This window comes from Actibacterium mucosum KCTC 23349, assembly GCF_000647975.1.
GTDB lineage: Bacteria > Pseudomonadota > Alphaproteobacteria > Rhodobacterales > Rhodobacteraceae > Actibacterium > Actibacterium mucosum.
In genome coordinates, this window is record NZ_JFKE01000003.1 from 287,533 (window position 1) to 308,701 (window position 21,169).

22 protein-coding genes are annotated in these 21,169 nt (G+C 61.2%); 8 read left to right on the top strand and 14 right to left on the bottom strand.

Translation table 11 applies throughout. The features are described 5' to 3' along the window. Window positions 1–34 precede the first annotated feature (34 nt). Window positions 35–1,351 carry a helix-turn-helix transcriptional regulator gene (locus tag ACMU_RS07985; RefSeq protein ID WP_035258200.1) on the bottom strand — a complete coding sequence of 439 codons (1,317 nt, stop codon included), beginning with the start codon at window positions 1,349–1,351 and terminating at the stop codon, window positions 35–37. Window positions 1,352–1,568: 217 nt separating this feature from the next. Here ACMU_RS07985 and ACMU_RS07990 point away from each other — a divergent pair, with 217 nt between their 5' ends. The 6 genes from ACMU_RS07990 to acs all read left to right on the top strand — a co-directional run bounded on the left by ACMU_RS07990 (window position 1,569) and on the right by acs (window position 8,836). Continuing rightward, window positions 1,569–2,912: a substrate-binding protein gene (locus ACMU_RS07990; RefSeq protein WP_035258202.1), complete on the top strand. Its 1,344-nt coding sequence runs from the start codon at window positions 1,569–1,571 to the stop codon at window positions 2,910–2,912. 112 nt (window positions 2,913–3,024) lie between these two features. After that, a complete protein-coding gene (locus tag ACMU_RS07995; RefSeq protein WP_035258204.1) occupies window positions 3,025–4,047 on the top strand; it encodes a branched-chain amino acid ABC transporter permease in 1,023 nt (340 codons plus the stop codon). 3 nt (window positions 4,048–4,050) lie between these two features. Then, window positions 4,051–5,262, top strand: a complete 1,212-nt coding sequence (locus ACMU_RS08000) for a branched-chain amino acid ABC transporter permease (RefSeq protein WP_035258207.1) — start codon at window positions 4,051–4,053, stop codon at window positions 5,260–5,262. A 14-nt stretch (window positions 5,263–5,276) separates the two neighbouring features. After that, window positions 5,277–6,032: an ABC transporter ATP-binding protein gene (locus tag ACMU_RS08005; RefSeq protein ID WP_035258209.1), complete on the top strand. Its 756-nt coding sequence runs from the start codon at window positions 5,277–5,279 to the stop codon at window positions 6,030–6,032. A 21-nt stretch (window positions 6,033–6,053) separates the two neighbouring features. Then, window positions 6,054–6,809 (top strand): ABC transporter ATP-binding protein, encoded by a 756-nt coding sequence (locus tag ACMU_RS08010; RefSeq protein ID WP_035258210.1) that lies wholly within the window; start codon window positions 6,054–6,056, stop codon window positions 6,807–6,809. A 74-nt stretch (window positions 6,810–6,883) separates the two neighbouring features. After that, window positions 6,884–8,836, top strand: coding sequence for an acetate--CoA ligase (gene acs / locus ACMU_RS08015; RefSeq protein ID WP_035258213.1), 1,953 nt, complete (start codon window positions 6,884–6,886; stop codon window positions 8,834–8,836). Between the two features lie 75 nt (window positions 8,837–8,911). Here acs and ACMU_RS08020 read toward each other — a convergent pair whose 3' ends face one another. Next, the gene (locus tag ACMU_RS08020; RefSeq protein ID WP_035258771.1) at window positions 8,912–9,220 is read right to left on the bottom strand and encodes an EthD family reductase; all 309 of its coding nucleotides are present in this window, start codon (window positions 9,218–9,220) and stop codon (window positions 8,912–8,914) included. Between the two features lie 192 nt (window positions 9,221–9,412). On the opposite strand from ACMU_RS08020, the gene ACMU_RS08025 reads away from it, so the two are divergent. Next, window positions 9,413–10,960: an acetolactate synthase large subunit gene (locus tag ACMU_RS08025; protein ID WP_035258774.1), complete on the top strand. Its 1,548-nt coding sequence runs from the start codon at window positions 9,413–9,415 to the stop codon at window positions 10,958–10,960. Here ACMU_RS08025 and ACMU_RS19435 read toward each other — a convergent pair. From ACMU_RS19435 to hydA, 8 genes are all read right to left on the bottom strand, one after another. Beyond that, on the bottom strand, window positions 10,957–11,094 hold the full coding sequence (locus ACMU_RS19435) for a hypothetical protein (protein WP_161635648.1): 138 nt from the start codon (window positions 11,092–11,094) through the stop codon (window positions 10,957–10,959). The genes ACMU_RS08025 and ACMU_RS19435 overlap by 4 nt on opposite strands. Window positions 11,095–11,205: 111 nt before the next feature. Beyond that, window positions 11,206–12,186: an ABC transporter substrate-binding protein gene (locus ACMU_RS08030; protein WP_035258214.1), complete on the bottom strand. Its 981-nt coding sequence runs from the start codon at window positions 12,184–12,186 to the stop codon at window positions 11,206–11,208. Between the two features lie 29 nt (window positions 12,187–12,215). Continuing rightward, entirely contained in the window at window positions 12,216–13,052 is an 837-nt protein-coding gene (locus ACMU_RS08035; protein WP_035258217.1) for an ABC transporter permease, read from the bottom strand. Continuing rightward, window positions 13,049–13,915 (bottom strand): ABC transporter permease, encoded by an 867-nt coding sequence (locus ACMU_RS08040; protein ID WP_035258777.1) that lies wholly within the window; start codon window positions 13,913–13,915, stop codon window positions 13,049–13,051. The genes ACMU_RS08035 and ACMU_RS08040 overlap by 4 nt, the downstream gene beginning before the upstream one ends. After that, window positions 13,915–14,766: a GNAT family N-acetyltransferase gene (locus ACMU_RS19710; RefSeq protein WP_081805448.1), complete on the bottom strand. Its 852-nt coding sequence runs from the start codon at window positions 14,764–14,766 to the stop codon at window positions 13,915–13,917. The genes ACMU_RS08040 and ACMU_RS19710 overlap by 1 nt, the downstream gene beginning before the upstream one ends. Further along, on the bottom strand, window positions 14,759–15,532 hold the full coding sequence (locus ACMU_RS08055) for an ABC transporter ATP-binding protein (protein WP_051588166.1): 774 nt from the start codon (window positions 15,530–15,532) through the stop codon (window positions 14,759–14,761). The genes ACMU_RS19710 and ACMU_RS08055 overlap by 8 nt, the downstream gene beginning before the upstream one ends. Before the next feature lie 259 nt (window positions 15,533–15,791). Continuing rightward, window positions 15,792–16,247 (bottom strand): hypothetical protein, encoded by a 456-nt coding sequence (locus ACMU_RS08060; RefSeq protein ID WP_035258219.1) that lies wholly within the window; start codon window positions 16,245–16,247, stop codon window positions 15,792–15,794. A gap of 61 nt (window positions 16,248–16,308) precedes the next feature. Beyond that, on the bottom strand, window positions 16,309–17,763 hold the full coding sequence (gene hydA, locus ACMU_RS08065) for a dihydropyrimidinase (RefSeq protein ID WP_035258222.1): 1,455 nt from the start codon (window positions 17,761–17,763) through the stop codon (window positions 16,309–16,311). 132 nt (window positions 17,764–17,895) lie between these two features. Between hydA and ACMU_RS08070 the strand changes: the two genes are divergently transcribed. Continuing rightward, window positions 17,896–18,624 (top strand): hypothetical protein, encoded by a 729-nt coding sequence (locus ACMU_RS08070; protein WP_035258225.1) that lies wholly within the window; start codon window positions 17,896–17,898, stop codon window positions 18,622–18,624. A 29-nt stretch (window positions 18,625–18,653) separates the two neighbouring features. On the opposite strand, the gene ACMU_RS08075 is transcribed toward ACMU_RS08070, so the two are convergent. From ACMU_RS08075 to ACMU_RS08090, 4 genes are all read right to left on the bottom strand, one after another. After that, the gene (locus tag ACMU_RS08075; RefSeq protein WP_152544556.1) at window positions 18,654–18,926 is read right to left on the bottom strand and encodes a hypothetical protein; all 273 of its coding nucleotides are present in this window, start codon (window positions 18,924–18,926) and stop codon (window positions 18,654–18,656) included. A gap of 93 nt (window positions 18,927–19,019) precedes the next feature. Further along, on the bottom strand, window positions 19,020–19,424 hold the full coding sequence (locus tag ACMU_RS08080) for a class II aldolase/adducin family protein (RefSeq protein ID WP_152544557.1): 405 nt from the start codon (window positions 19,422–19,424) through the stop codon (window positions 19,020–19,022). A 12-nt stretch (window positions 19,425–19,436) separates the two neighbouring features. Continuing rightward, window positions 19,437–19,916, bottom strand: a complete 480-nt coding sequence (locus tag ACMU_RS08085; RefSeq protein ID WP_035258230.1) for a hypothetical protein — start codon at window positions 19,914–19,916, stop codon at window positions 19,437–19,439. After that, a complete protein-coding gene (locus tag ACMU_RS08090; RefSeq protein ID WP_035258232.1) occupies window positions 19,913–21,163 on the bottom strand; it encodes a Zn-dependent hydrolase in 1,251 nt (416 codons plus the stop codon). The genes ACMU_RS08085 and ACMU_RS08090 overlap by 4 nt, the downstream gene beginning before the upstream one ends. Window positions 21,164–21,169: the final 6 nt, after the last annotated feature.

The window sequence follows — 21,169 nt, forward strand, 5'->3', positions numbered from 1 at the left end:
CCGCAAGGCACTATTGCCGCTTTGCCGCGCCCTGTCAAAACCCTCCGGCCAGGATTGATGGCTCGCGTCGGGCCGCGCACGTCTCGCGCGGGCAAATCCGACAGCTGGGCCCAACGGCGACCGGACGCGACGGCACCGTGTCACTTGGCGTCGGCGGCAAAATCAGCATTGTCGAGCGACGTACAGGGGGTTGATCGAAACCGCCCTGCGGCAAGACTTCGCACAATGCAAAACAGACATATCGCTGCACCGGCTGCCCGGGCAGCTCCACATGATCGCAGATCGGCATCCCTGGCTGCGCCAAGGCACGATAAAGTGGCCAAAGCGGGCAACCGCCGCCGAAACGAGGCATCTCCAACCCCGGCAGCGCCCGGCGAAACACCATCGTGCCCGATCCATCACAGATCACCAACCCGGCCGGGCCACGGGGCGGAGAGGTAAGCGCGACACCCAAGCGCCGCATTACAACCGCGACATCCGCACCCGTCTGCGCCGCCAGAAGTCCCGGATCGACACCAAAGCGTTCGACCGCGGCTTGCAACACATCGAAGGGCAAAGCCACCGCGTCCTGCCCAAACCGCAGCAGCATTTCCCGCGCCAGCGTTTTTGCAGTGGCGCTGGTCAATTGCGGACTGGCCACCATCGTGTCGACCAGTTCTGCGTGTTGCGCAATCTGGGCCCGTTCCAATTGGGCGATCATTCCGGCCGGATCGGTCAGAAAGGTCTCAACCTCGTCCTGCGGCAATTGCTGCCCGGCAGAGTCCGCAGGGCTGGTATCAAGGTGATCGATCAGTGATTGCGCCGCGCCGGCAAGGCGCGTGCTGTCCTCGCCCAGATTGCGCCGAAACCGGGCCTGCCATTCCGGGTCCAGCGTGTCGTCTGACAAAATCGCGGCGGTAGAACGGATCGACGCCGCCGTAGAGAGAACTTCGTGCAGCGATTCCGACAGGAACGGGTCTTGTGCCAACCGGTCCGAAAGCACGCCAACCACACGTTCCAACGCGCGCACCCGGCCATGTTGTTCCGACATCAGCGCCGCCCATGCCGGAAAACGGCCGGCAAAGCCTTCGGGTTGCTGCAACTCTTCGGTGGTTTCACCTTGTACACCGGCAACTTCGCGGAGGGTCTGGATCAACGCCCCTTCTGCGCCCTCGGAAAGGGCCTGAACATCCACCTCCAGCACGTCGGCCAGGTCCAAAAGCAGCTTGCCACCGATTCTTCGACGGTTGTGTTCAATCAGGTTCAGATAGGCGGGCGATACGCCAACCTGACGTGCCAGATCGCTCTGCCGCACGCCACGGGCGAGCCGGCGCTCGCGGATTCGCGTACCTGTCAGTGCCCGCTGCGGCATGCCATACCTCCGGAATCAAACGATTGCTGCGGCGCAGTGAAAACCAATTTACAACAACCTTATCCTGTCAGAATATTTTTTTACAAAAAAATCGTTTCGTGTAAACGCCTTGTTGCGAAATTTTCGTTCTGGGCCCGATAATCAAGGTGCTTTGTAAAAGCGGGTCGACGCGGGAAGAGGAGCCTGCCCGGCCAATTCAACAAACGGGAGGATTTTAATGTCCAAAACAACTGTATCGCGTCGTGGGGTCCTGAAAACCGGTGCTGTAGCCGGTGCAGGTCTGGCCGCGCCGAAACTGTTGCTGGCTGACGGCCACGCCTACACCAACGCGCCTACCGGCAGCACAGTGACCCTGGGCTTCAACGTGCCGCAGACCGGCCCCTATGCTGATGAAGGCAATGACGAACTGCTGGCACAGCAGTTGGCCGTCGAGCACCTGAACGGCGAAGGCGATGGCGGTTGCCTGAACACTTTCACCTCGAAGGCGCTGCAAGGCAACGGCATCCTGGGCAAGAAGGTCGAGTTCGTGACCGGCGACACCCAGACCAAGTCGGACGCCGCACGTGCATCGGCCAAGTCGATGATCGAAAAAGATGGCGCTGTGATGATCAACGGCGGCTCGTCCTCGGGCGTGGCTGTTGCTGTTCAGGGCCTGTGCCAGGAAGCTGGTGTGATCTTCATGGCGGGTCTGACCCACGCCAACGACACCACCGGTAAGGACCGCAAAGCCAACGGTTTCCGCCACTTCTTCAACGCCTACATGTCGGGTGCCGCTCTGGCACCGGTGCTGGCCGCCGAGATGGGTACCGAACGCCGCGCGTATCACCTGACCGCCGACTACAACTGGGGCTGGACCCAGGAAGAGTCGATCGTGGCATCGACCGAAGCCATGGGCTGGGAAACCGTGAACACGGTGAAAACCCCGCTGGCCTCGACCGACTTCTCGTCCTATATCGCCCCGGTTCTGAACTCGGGCGCCGACGTTCTGGTTCTGAACCACTACGGCGGTAACATGGTGAACTCGCTGACCAACGCGATCCAGTTCGGTCTGCTCGACAAAGTCGTGAACAACAAAGACTTCAAGATCGTTGTTCCGCTGTATTCCGAGCTGATGGCCGCTGGTGCGGGCGAGAACATCAAGGGCGTGCTGGGTTCGATGAACTGGAACTGGCAGCTGCAGGATGCGGGCACCAAAGCCTTCGTTAAATCCTTCGGTGAAAAGTATGGTCGTCCGCCAAGCAACTCTGCGCAGACCTGTTATGCCCAGGTTCTGCTCTATGCAGACGCATGCGAGCGTGCCGGCACCTTCAACCCCTGCGGTGTTGTTGAAGCTCTGGAAGGCTATGAGTTCGACGGTCTGGGCAACGGCAAGACGTTGTACCGCGCAGACGACCACCAGTGCTTCAAGGACGTTCTGGTTGTGCGCGGCGCGCAGAACCCGACCAACGCCTACGACACGCTGGAAATCGTCGAGGTTACCCCGGTCGAGCAGGTTACCTATACCCCTGACCACCCGATGTTTGCGGGCGGCGATCTGGGCACATGTAACCCGGGCGCTTAATCGCGATCCTGTCCTGCTGCGCCCTCCCCGGCGCGGCAGACTCCCAACCGGTCGGGGTCCCTTTGCCCCGTCCGGTCCCTTCTTTAACCCCAAATAAAAAGGGTGAGACCCGATGGACGCCATCCTTCTGCAAACCCTCAACGGCCTCGACAAGGGTTCAGCTTATGCGCTGATTGCCCTCGGCCTGACGCTTATTTTTGGCACGCTGGGTGTGGTCAACTTCGCCCACGGCGCGCTTTTCATGATCGGTGCCTTCTGTGCCGTCACGCTGCAGCGCGTGCTCAGCCTTTCCTATGAAACCATCGACGAAACGCAGAAGGACTTTCTCGGTAATCCGCTGAAGGTCAAAACGCCTTATGTGGAAAGTTGGTTCGGACCAGATGTGGGCGGGGCGATCATCGAATGGTCGGTGCCGCTTGCGCTGCTGTTTGCCATTCCCATCATGATCGGCGTCGGCTTCGCGATGGAGCGCGGCCTGATCAAACATTTCTACAAGCGCCCGCATGCGGACCAGATCCTGGTGACCTTTGGCCTGGCCATCGTGTTGCAAGAGGTTGTGAAATACTTTTTCGGCGCCAACCCGATCCAGACCCCGCCGCCAGATGCTCTGAACGGGGTGGCCAATGTCGGCATCATCTTCGGGATGGACATCGTCTATCCGGTTTGGCGGCTTGTCTACTTCCTGTTCTCGCTATTGATCATTGGTGCGGTCTTTGCCTTTTTGCAATTCACCACCTTCGGCATGGTGGTGCGCGCCGGCATGGCCGACCGCGAGACCGTCGGCCTGCTGGGCATCAATATCGACCGCCGCTTTACCATCATGTTCGGCATCGCCGCCGCGGTGGCAGGGCTTGCGGGCGTGATGTACGGGCCGATCAACGCGCCGAACTATCACATGGGCATGGACTTCCTTGTGCTCAGCTTTGTTGTGGTGGTTGTGGGCGGTATGGGTTCGTTGCCGGGCGCGGTTCTGGCCGGGTTCCTTCTGGGCATCCTTGAAAGCTATGCCTCGACAACCTGGGCCACCACGACCATTCCGGGCATCAACCAAATCATCATCTACCTTGTCGCAATCGTCGTGCTTTTGACCCGTCCGCGCGGGTTGATGGGCCGCAAAGGCGTGATGGAGGACTAATCCATGCTGGGACTTAACTCAAAAGACTTTCGCCTGTTCCTGGTGGTGATCGGCCTGACCTTGTTCGCCCCGGTCCTGCTGAACCCCTTTCCAACCGAAAGCGGACTTGCACAGTTCAACGCCGGCTATCCGGACCTTATGCAGCGTTTCGTGATCTTCGGCATCTTCGCAATCGGGTTTAACATCCTGTTCGGACTGACCGGGTATCTGTCCTTCGGTCACGCCGCGTTCCTGGGCGTGGGGTCTTATGCGGCGGTTTGGATGTTCAAACTGCTCAGCTATAACGTGTTGCCCGCCATCGCGCTGAGCGTGATCGTCGCGGCAATCTTCTCGCTGGCCATCGGTTTCGTGTCACTGCGCCGGTCGGGGATCTATTTCTCGATCCTGACGCTGGCCTTTGCGCAGATGTCCTTTGCGCTGGCCTATTCGGTCCTGTCGAACCCCAAGTTCAACCTGACCAATGGTGAAACCGGCCTGCAGGTCTATAACGACGACCCGCAGATCTTCCACAGCGACCGCCTGCCTGACCTGCCGCACCTGTTCGGGCTGTCCATGCGGGCCAGTACCGATATCGCGCTTGGACCGTGGACCTTTACCCTGAACGCGGGCTACTACCTGAGCGCTGTGTTCATGGTTGCAGCGTTCTATATCGCGATCCGCCTGTTCCGGTCGCCCTTCGGCATGATGCTGCGGGCCATCAAGACCAACCAGACACGCCTGAACTATACCGGGCTGAACTCACGCCCCTACACGCTGGCCGCGTTTGTGATCTCGGGTGCTTATGCCGGTCTGGCCGGTGGCCTTCTGGCCGCGATGGATCCGCTGGCTGGCGCCGAGCGGATGCAGTGGACAGCCTCGGGCGAGGTGGTTCTGATGACCATCCTTGGCGGTGCCGGCACGTTGATCGGGCCGATCCTGGGCTCGGGCTTGATCAAGTATTTCGAGAACATCTTCTCGAAAATCAACGACGACGTGCTGCACAGCTGGTTCGCGTTCATGCCTGATGGCCTCGAAGACGCGATGGTCTTTATCGTGCACCCCTTTGTGGGCAAAGGTTGGCACCTGACGCTGGGCATCGTGTTCATGCTGGTGGTGATCTTCCTGCCGGGTGGCCTTGTCGAAGGTGGACAGCGCCTGTGGCGTTGGATCACCGGCGCAAACCGCAAGAAGTCCGACGATCAGGACACCAAACACGCGCCGCACGCGGCCGAATAAGAGGAGGACGAACAATGGGAATCCTTGAAGTCAAAGGTGTTGGCAAACGGTTCGGCGGCCTGCAAGCGCTGGGTGATGTGAACCTCAGCGTCAACGAACGCTCGGTCCACGCCATCATCGGCCCCAACGGCGCCGGCAAGTCGACCTTGCTGAACTGTCTTGTGGGCAAGCTGATCCCCGATACCGGGTCGGTGATGTTCGACGGGCAATCGGTCCTGGGCCGCAAGCCGCATGAGATCAACCAGATGGGCATCAGCCGCGTGTTCCAAACGCCCGAGATCTTTGGTGATCTGTCCGTGCAGGAAAACGTGATGATCCCCTGCTTTGCCAAACGGGACGGGGCATTCGAACTGAATGCGTTCAGCCCGGCGCTGGGTCAGAAAGATATCCTCGCGCAGGCCGAAGAAATCCTAGAAGACGTCAACATGGCCGACAAACGGCACATGCATGCGGCCTCGTTGTCTCGCGGCGACAAGCGGCGGCTCGAGATGGCGATGTGCCTGGTGCAGCAGCCCAAACTGTTGCTGTTGGACGAACCCACCGCCGGCATGGCGCGGGCCGACACCAACAACACGATCGACCTGCTGAAAGAGATCCACGAAAAGCGCGACATCACCATGGCGATCATCGAACACGACATGCACGTGGTGTTCAGCCTGGCGCAGCGGATCACCGTTCTGGCGCAGGGCACGCCCCTGGTCGAGGACACGCCGGAAAACATCAAAGGTCATCCTAAAGTACGGGAAGCCTACCTGGGCGAAGCCCATTAAGCTGAGGGAAAGGATAAAGACATGAACGTGAAACCCGACTTCAGCAAGAACGCGAACCAGGCCACAACGGCCCCGGCTTTCCTGTCGGTCTGGGACCTGCACGCCTATTACGGCGAAAGCTATATCGTGCAGGGCGTGACCTTCAACGTGCACGAGGGCGAGATCCTGGCGCTTCTGGGCCGCAACGGGGCGGGCAAAACCTCGACCCTGCGCGCCATTGCCCGGCTGGGCGACCCGCAGGTCACCCACGGCGAGATCTGGCTGGACCACCAGCACCTGCACACCATGTCCTCGCACGAGGCGGCGGTGTGCGGCATGGCGCTGGTGCCCGAAGATCGCCGCATCATTCCCGGCCTGACGGTTGAGGAAAACCTGCAGCTGGCCCAGATCATGGAGCCCGTGGGCTGGACGCTGGATCGCCTTTATGAACTGTTCCCCCGCCTTGGCGAGCGCCGCAAGCAGGAAGGCGTGACCTTGTCGGGCGGCGAGCAACAGATGCTGGCCATCGCCCGCGCGCTTGCACGGGACATCAAGGTGTTGCTGCTGGACGAACCCTACGAAGGGCTGGCCCCCGTGATCGTGGACGAGATCGAAAAGACCCTCATCCACATCAAGGAACAGGGCATCACGACGGTGATCGTGGAACAGAACGCCGTGCGCGCGCTGGAACTGGCAGACCGTGCCGTGATCCTTGACACCGGCACGATCGTCTTTGACGGTACCGCTGCCGAGGTTCTGCACGACGAAGCGTTGCGCGCCGAATACCTGGCCATCTGACACATCCCCTGCCCGGCCGTCGGGCCGGGCATATTTATTGACGACGACAACCCGGTTTTCGGGGGAGGAGACCTATGCCAGACACCACTTATCCGCCCAGCGCAGAATTGGCGGCCAACGCTCATGTCGATGCCGCGAAATACGACGAAATGTATGCCGCATCCATCGCCGACCCCGAGGCGTTCTGGCGCGAACAGGCGCAGCGGACGACCTGGATCAAACCGTTTACCAAGGTCAAGGATGTCTCGTACGAGTTCGGCAATGTCTCGATCAAATGGTTCGAAGACGGCACCCTGAACGTCGCGGCCAATTGCATCGACCGTCATTTGGCAACGCGTGGGGATCAGACCGCCATCATCTGGGAGCCCGACGATCCCAGCGAAGACGCCCAGCACATCACCTATAACCAGCTGCACAGCAATGTCTGCAAGATGGCCAATGTTCTGGCTGATCTGGGCGTTGGAAAAGGCGACCGCGTGGTGATCTATCTGCCGATGATCCCCGAGGCCGCCTATGCCATGCTGGCTTGCGCGCGCATCGGCGCGATCCATTCGATCGTGTTTGCCGGTTTCTCGCCCGACGCGCTGGCGGCCCGGGTTAATGGTTGCGACGCCAAGGTGGTGATCACCGCCGACGAGGCCCCGCGCGGCGGCCGCAAGACGCCTCTGAAAACCAATGCCGACCAGGCGCTGTTGCACACCGCCGACACGGTGAAATGCCTTGTGGTCAAACGCACCGGCGGCCAGACCACCTGGGTAGACGGGCGCGACGTGGATTACAACGCGATGGCGGCTGAAGCCTCGGACCAGTTCGAACCGGCCGAGATGAACGCCGAAGACCCCCTGTTCATCCTCTACACCTCGGGCTCTACCGGGCAGCCCAAGGGCGTTGTGCACTCCACCGGCGGCTATATCACCTATGCCGCGCTGACCCATGAGATCGTGTTTGACTATCACGAGGGCGACATCTTCTGGTGTACCGCCGATGTGGGCTGGGTCACCGGGCACAGCTATATCGTCTATGGCCCGCTGGCCAATGGCGCCACCACGCTGATGTTCGAAGGCGTGCCTACCTTCCCCGATGCAGGCCGGTTCTGGGCCGTGTGCGAAAAGCACAAGGTCAACCAGTTCTACACCGCCCCCACCGCCATCCGCGCGCTGATGGGTCAAGGCCCCGAATGGGTGCAGAAATACGATCTTTCCGACCTCAAGGTGCTGGGCACCGTGGGCGAGCCGATCAACCCCGAGGCCTGGAACTGGTACAATGACGTGGTCGGCAAGGGCAATTGCCCCATCGTCGACACCTGGTGGCAGACCGAAACCGGCGGCCACCTTCTGACCCCCCTGCCCGGCGCGCACGCGACCAAACCGGGCTCGGCGATGAAACCGTTTTTCGGGATCGAGCCGGTGGTTCTGGAGCCGCAATCAGGCGAAGAGATCCACACCTATCCCTGCGAAGGCGTGCTGTGCCTGAAAGGCAGTTGGCCCAGCCAGATGCGCACCGTCTGGGGCGACCATGAACGGTTCGAGAAAACCTATTTCTCGGATTACAAAGGCTACTATTTCGCCGGCGACGGCTGCCGCCGGGACGAAGATGGCGACTATTGGATCACCGGCCGCGTTGACGATGTGATCAACGTCTCGGGCCACCGCATGGGCACCGCCGAGGTCGAAAGCGCGCTGGTCGCGCATGCCAAGGTGGCCGAGGCCGCCGTGGTTGGCTATCCGCACGACATCAAGGGCCAGGGCATTTATTGCTATGTCACGCTGATGTCGGGCGAAGAGCCCTCCGACGAGCTGCGCAAAGAGCTGCGCACCTGGGTCCGCACCGAGATCGGCCCCATCGCCAGCCCCGACCTGATCCAATGGGCGCCGGGCCTGCCGAAAACCCGTTCCGGCAAGATCATGCGCCGCATTCTGCGCAAGATCGCCGAGGATGATTTCGGCGCGCTGGGCGACACCTCGACACTGGCCGATCCCGGCGTGGTGGACGAGCTGATCGAGAACCGGATGAACCGGCAAGACTAAAAACACCACTCATGAAACACTCAAAAAGGGCTGGCTTTACGCTGGCCCTTTTTCTTTGTCACAACCCACCGGGTGTCAGTCCAGAACCTCGCCAACCAGCATTTGCGGCGCGGCGTTGTAGTATTTGGGAATATCTTCCAGAACGGGACCTGCCGCGCCCATTGCTGCGCCCAAGGCCGCCTCGTTTTCAAAAAGCATTGTGACGATGACCGCAAAACCTGCCGGTTCCTCGCCACCGCCGGACAACCCTTTGCTCGCCTGGATCGACCGCATATGCGGGCCCATATGCTTGGCCACCAAAGGCAAATGCGTTTCTGTGTAATAGGCGTGGTCAAAGCTGATCCCATCGCCAATGGGGTACAATACCTGCAAGCTGATCGTCATCATTTCCTCCTGAGAGATAAGTTTTCGCCGCTTCACCTTAGGCAGGCCTGGGATCATTTCGAAACGTGCGTTTTTGCACCGTCTTGTCACATTTTCGCGACGCAAAGCACCCCGGGAAACCGGGCGTTTTCACCCGTGCATTGCCATTCAATTCGTGGTTCAGTTGTTCGACGATCGAAGGCGGAGATGAAAATGAACGGCGCTGAGTCCCTTGTAAAAACCTTGTTGGCCAGCGGCGTCGACACCTGTTTCGCGAATCCCGGTACGTCCGAGATGCATTTTGTCGCCGCGCTGGACGATCACCCCGACATGAACTGCATTCTGTGCCTGTTCGAGGGCGGGGTATCCGGCGCCGCCGATGGCTATTTCCGCATGAAGGGTGATGTGTCGGCAACCCTGCTGCATCTTGCGCCGGGCTTCGGCAACGCGTTTGGCAACACCCATAACGCCCGCAAAGCCGGCAGCGGCATGGTGCATGTTGTGGGCAACCACGCGGGCCGTCACATGAAATACGAAAGCCCCCTGCGCGGGGACGTGCCCGGCGTGGCCGGGGCGGTGTCGCATTGGGTGCGCGAAAGCGCCGATGCCACGGATGTGGCCGCCGACGGCGCCGCCGCGATCCGCGCCGCGCGGTCGAAAAACGGCCAGATCGCCACGCTGATCCTGCCCGCCGACACCGCGTGGGAGGCTGGCAGCGCCCCCCTGGTGGCCGAACCCGCCCCGGCCCCTGATCGGCCCAGCGCCGCACAGGTCGAGGCCGCCGCCGCCGCCCTGACGCAACCCGGCGCGATCCTTTACATCGGGCGTGGCGCGATGTTTGGCCCGGCCCGCCGTCTGGCCGGGCAAATCGCCGCCCATACCGGCGCGCGGCTGATGGCCGATACGTTCTTTGCCCGCGCCGAACGCGGCGCCGGCACGCCGGTGATGGGGCAGCTGCCCTACCCTGTGCCGCCCAAGATGGAGATGCTGAAAGACGCGACCCAGATCATCTGCGTCGGCAATAACCGCCCCGTCGCCTTTTTCGCCTATCCCGACCGGCCCAGCCTGCCCGAACCGCCCACCGCCCGTGTGCACGAACTGTGCGATCCGCAGATGGACGCGCCCTGGACGATCCAGGCACTGGCCCAGGCGCTGGACATCCCCGCCGACGCGCCGTTTAACGCCCAGCCTCTGGCGCTGCCCGATGCGCCCACCGGTGCCGTGACGCTGGAAAAGGTTGGGGCGTCGCTGGCCCATTACCTGCCCGAAAACGCCATCGTGATGAACGAATCCATCACCTCCAGCTTTGTTGTCATGCCGCCCACCGTGGGCGCGCGCCCGCATGACCTGCTGACCGGTACTGGCGGGTCCATCGGCATCTGCCTGCCTTGTGCCACCGGCGCCGCCGTGGCCGCGCCCGACCGCAAGGTGCTGGCGCTGACCGGCGACGGTTCGGCCATGTATACGCTGCAATCGCTGTGGACCATGGCGCGCGAGCAATTGGACGTCACCGTCGTGGTTTTTGCCAATCGCGGCTATCAGATCCTGCATGGCGAGTTGAACGACGTGGGCGCAGGCCAACCCGGCCGCAACGCCGCGCGGATGTTCGATATTGTCGAGCCTCAGCTGGACTGGGTCTCGCTGGCGCGCGGTCACGGCGTGCCCGCCACCCGCGCCGACACGATGGAGGCATTCAACAAGGCGCTGGCCGATGGCTTTGCCTCGGACGGGCCCAGCCTGATCGAGCTGGTCTGCCCCTAACAGCCCTCGGGCGAGATATCGCCCACCTGTCCCGGCCCGGTGTTGCAGGCATCCGCGGATGAGGTCAGCACCGGCGCTTCCATACATCCGGCAAGGGTCAGAACGAACAGGGCGGTGACAAGGCGTTTGGTCATGGCAATCCTCTTGGGCTTTGCCCCCCGTGATACCACATCCCAGACCACCGACGACAACCCCATGAAAAAAGGCGCCCCGAAAGGCGCCTTTTCGCTGTTTCTGCAGGCCGCTTAGTTCAGCGCGGCATCGGTGATGACATGGGTCCAGGCCCCTTCGGGCGCCTTGGTGATCACCGGGTCCGAGCCACCGGACAAGAGCGAGGCCACCGTGCGTTCGTAATCGGCCGGGTCCAGCGCGCCGTTTGAACCGGCGGTCAGCTTGGCAATCTCGCCCATCATGCGGCGCTGATGCTTTTCGGTCTGGGCGCCGGTTTCGTCATATTCCAGCACGATATCGGCGGCCTCATCCGGGTTCGCCTCGGCGTATTTCCAGCCCTTCATCGACGCGGCCACAAACCGGGTCAGCTTGTCAACTTCGGCCGCATCCGACAGCTTGTCTTCCAGCACGTACAGCCCGTCTTCCAGCGTCGCCACGCCCTGATCTTCGTATTTGAACGTGATCAGCTCGTCCGGGGTCACGCCCGCATCGATGATCTGCCAATACTCGTTATAGGTCATGGTCGACACGCAATCGGCCTGCTTGTTCAGGATCGGGTCAACGTTGAACCCCTGTTTCAAAACGGTCACGCCGTCGCCGCCATCGGTGCTCAGGCCCAGCTGGCTCATCCAGCTCAGGAACGGGAACTCGTTGCCAAAGAACCACACGCCCAGCGTTTTGCCGCCGAAATCATCGGGGCTGGTGATGCCGGTATCCTTGCGGCAGCTCAGCATCATGCCCGAGCTTTTGAAGGGTTGCGCGATATTGACCAGCGGCAGACCTTTTTCACGGGCGGCCAGCGCGGCGGGCATCCATTCCACCGTCACATCGGCGCCGCCGCCGGCGATCACCTGCGTGGGGGCGATGTCCGGGCCGCCGGGTTTGATGGTGACGTTCAGATCGGCCTCGTCGTAAAAGCCTTTCTCCAGCGCCACGTAATATCCGGCAAACTGCGCCTGGGTCACCCATTTCAGCTGCAGCGTCAGGTCGTCGGCGGCATTTGCCACGCCGGCGGCCATCGTTGCGGCAACGGCACTTGCGATAAACTTGTTCATTTTGGAACCTCCATGTTGTGGTTTTGCTCTTATCCTCGTTGCGAGGGGTGCCAGAACGTGACCCCCTTCTCGATCATTGCCACCGTGCCGTAAAAGACCGATCCGGCCAATGCGGCAACCGCGATTTCGGCCCAGACCATATCAAGGCCCAGCCGTCCCACCTCGGTGGAAATTCGAAAACCCATCCCGCGCGTGGGCGAGCCGAAATATTCGGCCACAATCGCGCCAATCAGGGCCAATGTTGTTGCAATCTTAAGCCCGTTGAAAACAAAGGGCATCGCCGCCGGCAAACGCAATTTCAGCAATGTTTGCAAATAGCTGGCGGCGTAGGTGCGCATCAGATCGCGCTGCATGGCATCCGTTTCCCGCAGGCCCTGAACGGTGTTCGTCAGCATCGGGAAAAACACCATCACAACCACCACCGCGGCCTTGGAATGCCAGTCGAACCCGAACCAGTTCACCAGGATCGGCGCGGTGCCCACGATGGGCAGGGCGGCGACGAAATTGCCAAAGGGCAACAGGCCGCGTTGCAGAAACGGCGACCGGTCTACCGCCACCGCCATGGCAAAGGCCGCCGCGCAGCCGATGACAAATCCGGACAACGCGCCTTTCAGAACCGTCTGGCTGAAATCCACCCACAGGGTTGGGATCTCGGTCACAAATTTCGCCGCAATCGCCGATGGGGCGGGCAGGATGATCGGGCTTACCTCAAGCCCGCGCACCACGCCTTCCCACAGGATCAAGGTGGCCAGGCCAAAGATCAACGGCACAGCCGCGCGCACGCCGCCCGCCGCACTGCGCGCCAACCGCACGTTCAGCGCCCACAGCGCCAGCCAGACCAGAACCGCCAACAAAACCATCATCATCGCGCCATCCCCATCCGTTTCAGGGTGACGGATTGCAGCAGGCTCATGAGCGTCACCAGGGCCCCCGCAAGGATCGCCGCCGCAAACAGCGCCGACCATATCATGATCGGGTTGCCGAACTGATCTCCGATCAGGATGCGCGCGCCAAGGCCACGGATTGCCCCCGTCGGCAGCTCACCCACGATCGTGCCCACCAAGGCTGCCGCGATGCCGATCTTCAGCGAGGTGAACAGATACGGCACCGAGCTGGGCAACCGCAGCTTCCAGAACACCGCCGCCCCCGATGCGCCATAGGTTTTCAGCAGGTCCAGCTGCATCTGGTCGGGGCTGCGCAGCCCCTTGACCATGCCCACCAATACCGGGAAGAAACACAGATAGGCCGAGATAATCGCCTTGGGCACCCCGCGCCCCTCGATCCCCACCGACGAGCTCAGCACGATGATCATCGGCGCCAGCGCCACGATGGGGATGGTCTGGCTGATCACCGCCCAGGGCATCACGCTCATCTCCATCACGCGCGAATAGACAATGCCCACGGCCAGCGCGATGCCAAGGCTGACCCCCAGCGCAAATCCCCACAGCGTGGCACCCAGCGTGATCCAGCCATGAAACACAAGGCTGCGTTTGCTGGTCACCTTCTTTTCCACCGTGCTGTCCCACAGCTCGGCAAAAACCTGATGCGGGCTGGGCAGGCGCGGGCGTTCCATATCCATCGTGGCGCGGATCAGGTCGGCGGTGCCCAGCGTCACATCGCTGCGCGCCGCCTGCTCCACCGCGCGGGCGGCGTTCATCGGCACCACGGCGATGTACCACAGCGCCAAAAGCGCCGCGATCACGGTCAGAACCGGCAGGACGCTCCGCATCAGGCCGCCCTCCATTCATAGAGGATATCGGGCAGGTTTTCCTCGTTTTCGCCATCGGTCCGGGCCGCCTCGGCAAAGCCTTCGCGAAGGTAGAACCGTTGCGCCCCCTCGTTGGCCTGAAACGTCCACAGCTTCCAGCCATTGCCTCGCATCTTGGCGTGATCCAGCAGGCGTTTGCCCAGCCCCTGTCCGGGACGGGCGGAATAAAGCGACGCGATGAACCCATCCTCGTGGTCTAGCGACACAAAGGCCTGGACCGGGTCGCCAATCACCCAAACCTCGCGGTTTTCAAAAACAAATTCGCGGTAATGCCGGCGCACATCATGATCGGGATGCACGCGCGGCATCCACGCGGTGCGGTCGATCCACGCGTTCAGAATGTCCGCGCAGGGCTCGGCATCGTCAGGCCGCGCGGCGCGCACACCGTGCCACTCCATCCGCAGTTCGGGCAGGCCGTCGCCGCCTTCGGGGTTGCGTTCCACGCGGCAAAACCCCTCGCGGTCATAGAACCGGTGCGCCGCGGTGTTGGGTTCATGCGTCCACAGCTGAAGATAGTCGTTCTGCGCCTTCACATGGTCCATCAACGCCTTGCCCAATCCGCGCCCCGGCGCGTTGGTGTAAAGGCCCACAACCTGCTTGTTTTCGGGGTTGAAGGACAGGTACCCGGCCACCGGGTCACCCACCACATAGATCTCGCGGATGGGCAGCCCGTTGCGGATCATCCCCTCCAGCTCGCCCAGCGAAAACCGCGCGGGCATCCAGCTGGTGCCCGTCACCCAGCCATGCACCACGGCCGCGCAGGCAGCGGCGTCATCGGGCGTGGCGCGGCGGATGAGGGGCGCGTCAGTCATAGGCATGGCCCGCCCGCAGCCCCTCGCGCACCCGGTGCGCCACGGCCAGAAACTCGGGCGTGTCGCGGATATCCAGCGGCCGTTCCTTCGGCAGCGGACTGTCGATGATATCGGTGATCCGGCCCGGACGCGGGCTCATCACCACGATCTTGGTCGACAGGTACACCGCCTCGGGGATCGAATGGGTGACAAATCCGATGGTCTTTTCGGTCCGCGCCCACAGCGCCAACAGCTGTTCGTTCAGATGGTCGCGCACAATCTCGTCCAGCGCGCCAAAAGGTTCGTCCATCAGCAAGATGTCGGCATCAAACGCCAGCGCCCGCGCGATCGAGGCCCGTTGCTGCATACCACCCGACAATTGCCAGGGGTATTTGCTGCCAAACCCCTCCAGATCCACCAGTTTCAGCACCTCGTCCACGCGGCGCTCCTGCGCGGCCCGGTCAAAGCCCATGATCTCAAGCGGCAACTTGATATTGCGCGCAATTGTCCGCCACGGATAAAGCCCTGCCGCCTGAAACACATAGCCATAGGCCCGGCTGCGCCGCGCCTCGTCCGGCGACATGCCGTTGACGGTCAGGCTGCCCCCGGTGGGTGTCTCCAACGCCGCGACACAGCGCAGAAAGGTTGTCTTGCCACAGCCCGACGGGCCGATAAAGCTGACAAACTCGCCCTTGCCGATCTGCAGGTCCACACCTTTCAGCGCATGCACCGGGCCGTCATTGGTCTGGAACGTCAAATCCAGCGATTTGGCTTCGATCACGGTCATTCGGTGCCCTTGGTCTTCGTCATTCGTCTTGTCCCTCGCCCGTTTCGGGCCTTGTTTTCTTTGTGCCTTGGCAGTGATCCACCAAAGATAACACTTGTCGCTTAGTGGAGGAAAACCCTCCGCCCTTCGATGAGATCAGGGGCTACTTGGCCTGAAACCGATCAATTTTTCTGCCCCCTCCGGCAAAGATTTCCATTCCTTCGCACACTGGTCGCCCGCGTTGTGAAAAAGGTCCAGGAAGATGGTTGAAGGCGCGCTCTCAATCCACAAAACCCTTTTGCTGCGCCCTCTTCAATTCTTCGGAAAGGGTTCCTTGCCAACCCGGATTGGTTGCCTGTTTTTCGATCATCCAAGCAAGTCGCCATTTGCGCGCCCATTGCTCCACCTGGAACCAAAACATCCCGCAAATCGCCCCGTTCAAGACCAAAACTGCCAATACAATTACGTTCTCAAATACAAATAGAAGGCCAACGACCGAACCGACGAGCGCCCCGGAAACCGCAAATTTCCAAAGTTGGTAGGGTTTGTAAGTTGCCAACATGGACCTCATAACCACAGCCGGGGCAAGGCAAATCACCAATCCAAAAGGTATAAGGCTAAGACCCGTGAAAAGTATCGATATCGATTTTAGTTGCCCGGGCTCCGCAAACATCTCATCCGCAAACATCACAGCCACGCCCCAAGGGGCATAAAGGCAGGCCACAACGTAACCCATCACAACGCCAATTATTGGCGTTCTGATGGCTTTTGGGTCTGCGTGCCCCGTCTTCACGTTCCTAAACCCCCGTTGCCGGAATACCGGTGCGCTCAACGGGCCGCGGACTGGTCAGCTCTTTCCACGTGCTCAGCGCCTTGTTCACCGGCTGCCCGGTATCGCGGCGCACGAACTTGCCGTGGCCTTCCTGCGTGCGCACCTCGCCATCATAGATCGCCACCTGCCCGCGGGTCAGCGTGAACCGAGGCAGACCCTTGACCTTGTGGCCCTCGAACACGTTGTAATCAATGGCCGATTGCTGGGCACCGGCGGTAATGGTTTTCTCTTTCTCGGGGTCCCAGACCACCAGATCGGCGTCAGCCCCCACCAGAACCGCACCCTTTTTCGGGTAACAATTCAGGATCTTGGCAATGTTGGTCGAGGTCACGGCCACAAACTCGTTCGGGGTCAGCCGCCCGGTATTCACGCCCTGCGTCCACAGCATCGGCATGCGATCTTCCAGCCCCCCCGTGCCGTTGGGGATCTTGGTAAAATCGCCCACGCCGAACCGTTTCTGGTCGGTGGTAAAGGCGCAATGGTCGGTGGCCACAACCGACAGCGAGCCTGATTGCAGCCCCGCCCACAGGCTGTCTTGATGTTTCTTGTCGCGGAAAGGCGGGCTCATCACCCGGCGCGCGGCGTGGTCCCAATCAGGGTTGAAATACTCGCTTTCATCCAGCGTCAGATGCTGGATCAAGGGCTCACCCCACACGCGCTTGCCCTGCATGCGCGCCCGGCGGATGGCCTCGTGCGCCTCCTCGCAAGAGGTATGCACCACGTAAAGCGGCACGCCGGCCATATCGGCGATCATGATTGCGCGGTTCGTCGCCTCGCCCTCTACCTGGCTGGGCCGCGAATAGGCATGCGCCTCGGGGCCTACATTGCCCTCGGCCAGCAGTTTCGCCGACAGCTCGGCCACCACATCGCCGTTTTCGGCATGCACCAGCGCGATCCCGCCCAGCTCGGCCAGACGGGTGAACGAGGCATACATCTCGTCATCATTCACCATCAGCGCGCCTTTATAGGCCATGAAATGCTTGAAGGTGGTGATGCCTTCCTTCTCGATCACCGTCTTCATCTCGTCGAACACCTGCTCGCCCCACCAGGTGACCGCCATATGATAGCTGTAATCGCAATTGGCGCGGGTTGATTTGTTGTGCCACATGGCCAGCGCATCGTGCAGCCCCTGCCCCGGGCTGGGCAGCGCGAAATCGACAACCATCGTGGTGCCGCCCGACAAGGCCGCGCGCGTGCCGCTTTCGAAATCGTCGCTGGAATAGGTGCCCATGAACGGCATCTCAAGATGGGTGTGCGGGTCGATCCCGCCCGGCATGATGTAACAGCCCGAGGCGTCCAGAACCTCGTCACCCGTCAAGCCCTGGCCAATCTCGGTGATCACGCCCCCCTCAACCAGAACATCCGCCGCGTAACTCAGATCTGCGGTGACAACGGTGCCGCCTTTGATCACTGTGCTCATGTGCTATCTCCTTGTTTCACCGCGCGCGGCGTTCACGAATGGCTGCCCAGCTGGTTTGGCGAGGCAAAACTTACGATTCCTTAAACATCTGCTGCGAGCCTGAGGCCGAACGCCCGAAATCGGAGCAAGTGTATGAGTATTCTGGGTCTTCGTCCCTGGATTGGTGCAATCGCTGTTGTCTTGGGACTGGCCGGGCCACTGGCCGCGCAGTCCAAGGAATGGATTTATGTTGAGGCGCGAACGCTGCCGACCGGCTGCAGCGACCCGCTCAGCTGTCTTGATCAGGCCCGTCCGATCTTGCGCAACCTGATGCGGATCACCAAGGATGAGCGCGCCACGTTGCTGCGTGTGGTCAACACCATCTCGTCCATTCGCGGCATCACCGACGCAGACATTCAGCCCAACGATGTCATGGCGATGGTGCCGCAGCTGCACAAGTTGCCGGTTGCTGACCGACTTGCGCCGCTGGTTAACCATCCCGGCGTTTATTTCGACAGCAGCGCGCTGGACGCTGACCCCGATCTGGCCGGTTTTTCGGCCTTTGTGCGGCGTGAGCTTTCGGCCGCGGGCCTGACATTCCTCACCAAAGAGCAGATGGAGGCCACGCCGGGCCGTCCCACGCTGACCGTCCGCTATTCCGAACGCCGCGAAAGTGCGGGCTGCATCATCCCCTACGCCATCTCGTTTGCCATCAACGAGGAATACGTGATGGTGCGCAATCCGAACCTGAAAAAGACCACGGCGATCTGGTCTGCCGCGACCCGTGAAAACCTTGCGATTGCGCATTTCACGGCCATGGATGCGCTGAAAGAAGGGGTCGAAAAGCTGGCCGCCGACTTTCGCGACGCAAACAGCACCTGACGGTGCAAGATCTATGCGGCCATTCCCGATCATTGCGGATCACACACCTGCGTGCCGCTTTCATCGCGCACCCGGATCCAATAGCCGCTCAACTCGTCCTCGGTCTGGATGAAGTAACAGCCGTCGTCGCGCCGCACCACGGTGCGCAGATCCGTGCCCTCTGGCAGTGCCGCCAAGGCCGCGGGCGAGATATAGCCCACCGGGTCGGCCGACATGCAGCCAGCCAGCAACAGGCCGGGCGCCAAGACCCAACCGTGCAGCAGCCGCTTTCTAAAAACCTTACCCGTTGCCAAATTGATCACCAATATCGTTGTGCCAAATCATACCGCTTGTTTCCTTCGGCCCGCCATCGCGCAGTTTGGTGAATCAGCTGCTGATGGCTGGGCCTCGTTACCTCAAGCGCCATAAACCGGCTCCTTTGCATCCAGTAACCACTTCATCTCGGTAAAATGGGCAAACAGCGTCATCACATAGAGCGGGAGAACATACAGGGCGACCCGCGCCAGTTGCAGCCGCCGGTGCAGCGCAGAGAGGATCGAACATGGACTGGGGTCCGGGGCATCGGGGCGCGCATTCGTAGCAAGATCGCCGGCATCCATTGCAATCAGATCGCCTGCACGCATGCGGCTCAAGTACGCCCAACGCGCGTTGATCGCAGACATGTTGCTGTCTGCGCTGGCAGCCACCGAAAGGTGATTTGCCACACCCTTGTAGCAGCCTTCCTGGCGGTCCAGCCGCAAGGCTGCGGCCAGGTCGAAGCGAATTTGCGCTCCTTTAGGAGGCGATCCAAATTGGCTCACGCCATTGCTCCACTATCCTCTACCATCGTCCGAGTTTCCTTTGTCCGTAAACTGCCCCTCCATCCACTTAATCCAGAAGTCATCTGGATCCCGTTTATCCGGCCTTCCACCACGTCGCCCCCAGCTCGATCTGCCGCCAACCCGAGGCACGTCAGGATCAAAATATGCATCGAACTCAACATAATACCGCAGTGCAATGTGGTTTTGCGGACGCTTGGACTGAGGCAATGCACCAAGCCTCTTGATAACATCACCAACGGTGTCGCCAGAAAATTCCAGCGAATAGGTGAGACCTTCGAATTCGATACCATCCTCACCATCATAGTAACCGTCAGTTACACACAGTACCGCGTCTTCTGCTATTTCACCGTCCTCCCACCGAATTCCAAATTCGTTCCAGTTTCCAGCATCCTCTCCGGTACCGAACGTCCCAGACGCAATGCGTACAAAGCTCACACGCTGTACCGACAACAAGCCTTGTTCGCTATTCACCCAACAATCTCAGCCGTTTCGACCACCGCGTGAAACAGCACATCGGTGCCGGCGGCGGCCCATTCGGGGCTGATTTCTTCAGCCTCGTTGTGGCTCAACCCGTCGACGCAGGGGCACATGATCATTGCCGTGGGCGCAACATCGTTGATCCAGCACGCGTCGTGCCCCGCGCCCGAGACGATGTCCATGTGGCTGTATCCCAGCCGCTCGGCCGCGTCGCGCACCGCGCCTACACAGCCTTCGTCGAACGCGGGCGGGTCAAACTGGCCGACGATCTCGGCGGAAAATTCAACCCCGATTTCTTCGCACATGCCTGGCGCGCGGGCCATCAGCTCGTCATACATGCCGTTCAGCTTGTCCAGCAGATGCGTGCGGAAATCGATGGTGAAGACCACCTTGCCGGGGATGATGTTGCGGCTGTTGGGATAGACATCCACATGCCCGATCGCCCCCACCGCGCCGGGCTGGTTCTTCATCGCGATCTCGTGCACCAGCTCGGTCACCAAGGCCAGGCCGCGGCCGGCGTTTTTGCGCATATGCATGGGTGTCGAGCCGGTATGGCTTTCCTTGCCCGTCACCGTGCACTCAACCCAGCGCAGCCCCTGCCCGTGGGTGACCACGCCGATATCCTTGCCCTCGGCCTCCAGGATCGGGCCCTGTTCGATATGCAGCTCGAACATCGCGTGCATCTTGCGATCGCCCACCACCTCGTCACCGCGCCAGCCGATCCGGTTCAGCTCGTCCCCAAAGGATTTGCCCGCCGCATCCACCCGGTCATAGGCCCAATCCTGCGTATGCTTGCCAGCAAACACGCCCGAGGCCAGCATCGCCGGGGCAAACCGGGTGCCTTCTTCGTTGGTCCAGTTGACCACCACAATGGGATGTTTGGTCTGGATATTCAGATCGTTCAGCGTGCGGATCACCTCCAGCCCGCCCAGAACGCCCAGCACGCCATCGTATTTGCCGCCCGTGGGTTGCGTGTCCAGATGGCTGCCCACGTAAACCGGCAGCGCGTCGGGGTCGGTGCCTTCGCGCCGGGCAAACATGTTGCCCATCTGGTCCAATCCCATGGTCATGCCTGCCGCCTCGCACCAGCTTTGGAACAGCGCGCGGCCTTCGGCATCTTCGTCGGTCAGTGTCTGGCGGTTATTGCCACCGGCGATGCCGGGGCCAATTTTGGCCATGTCCATCAGGCTGTCCCACAATCGGGCGCCGTTGATCCTCAGGTTTTCTCCGGGGGCTGGCACAGGCTG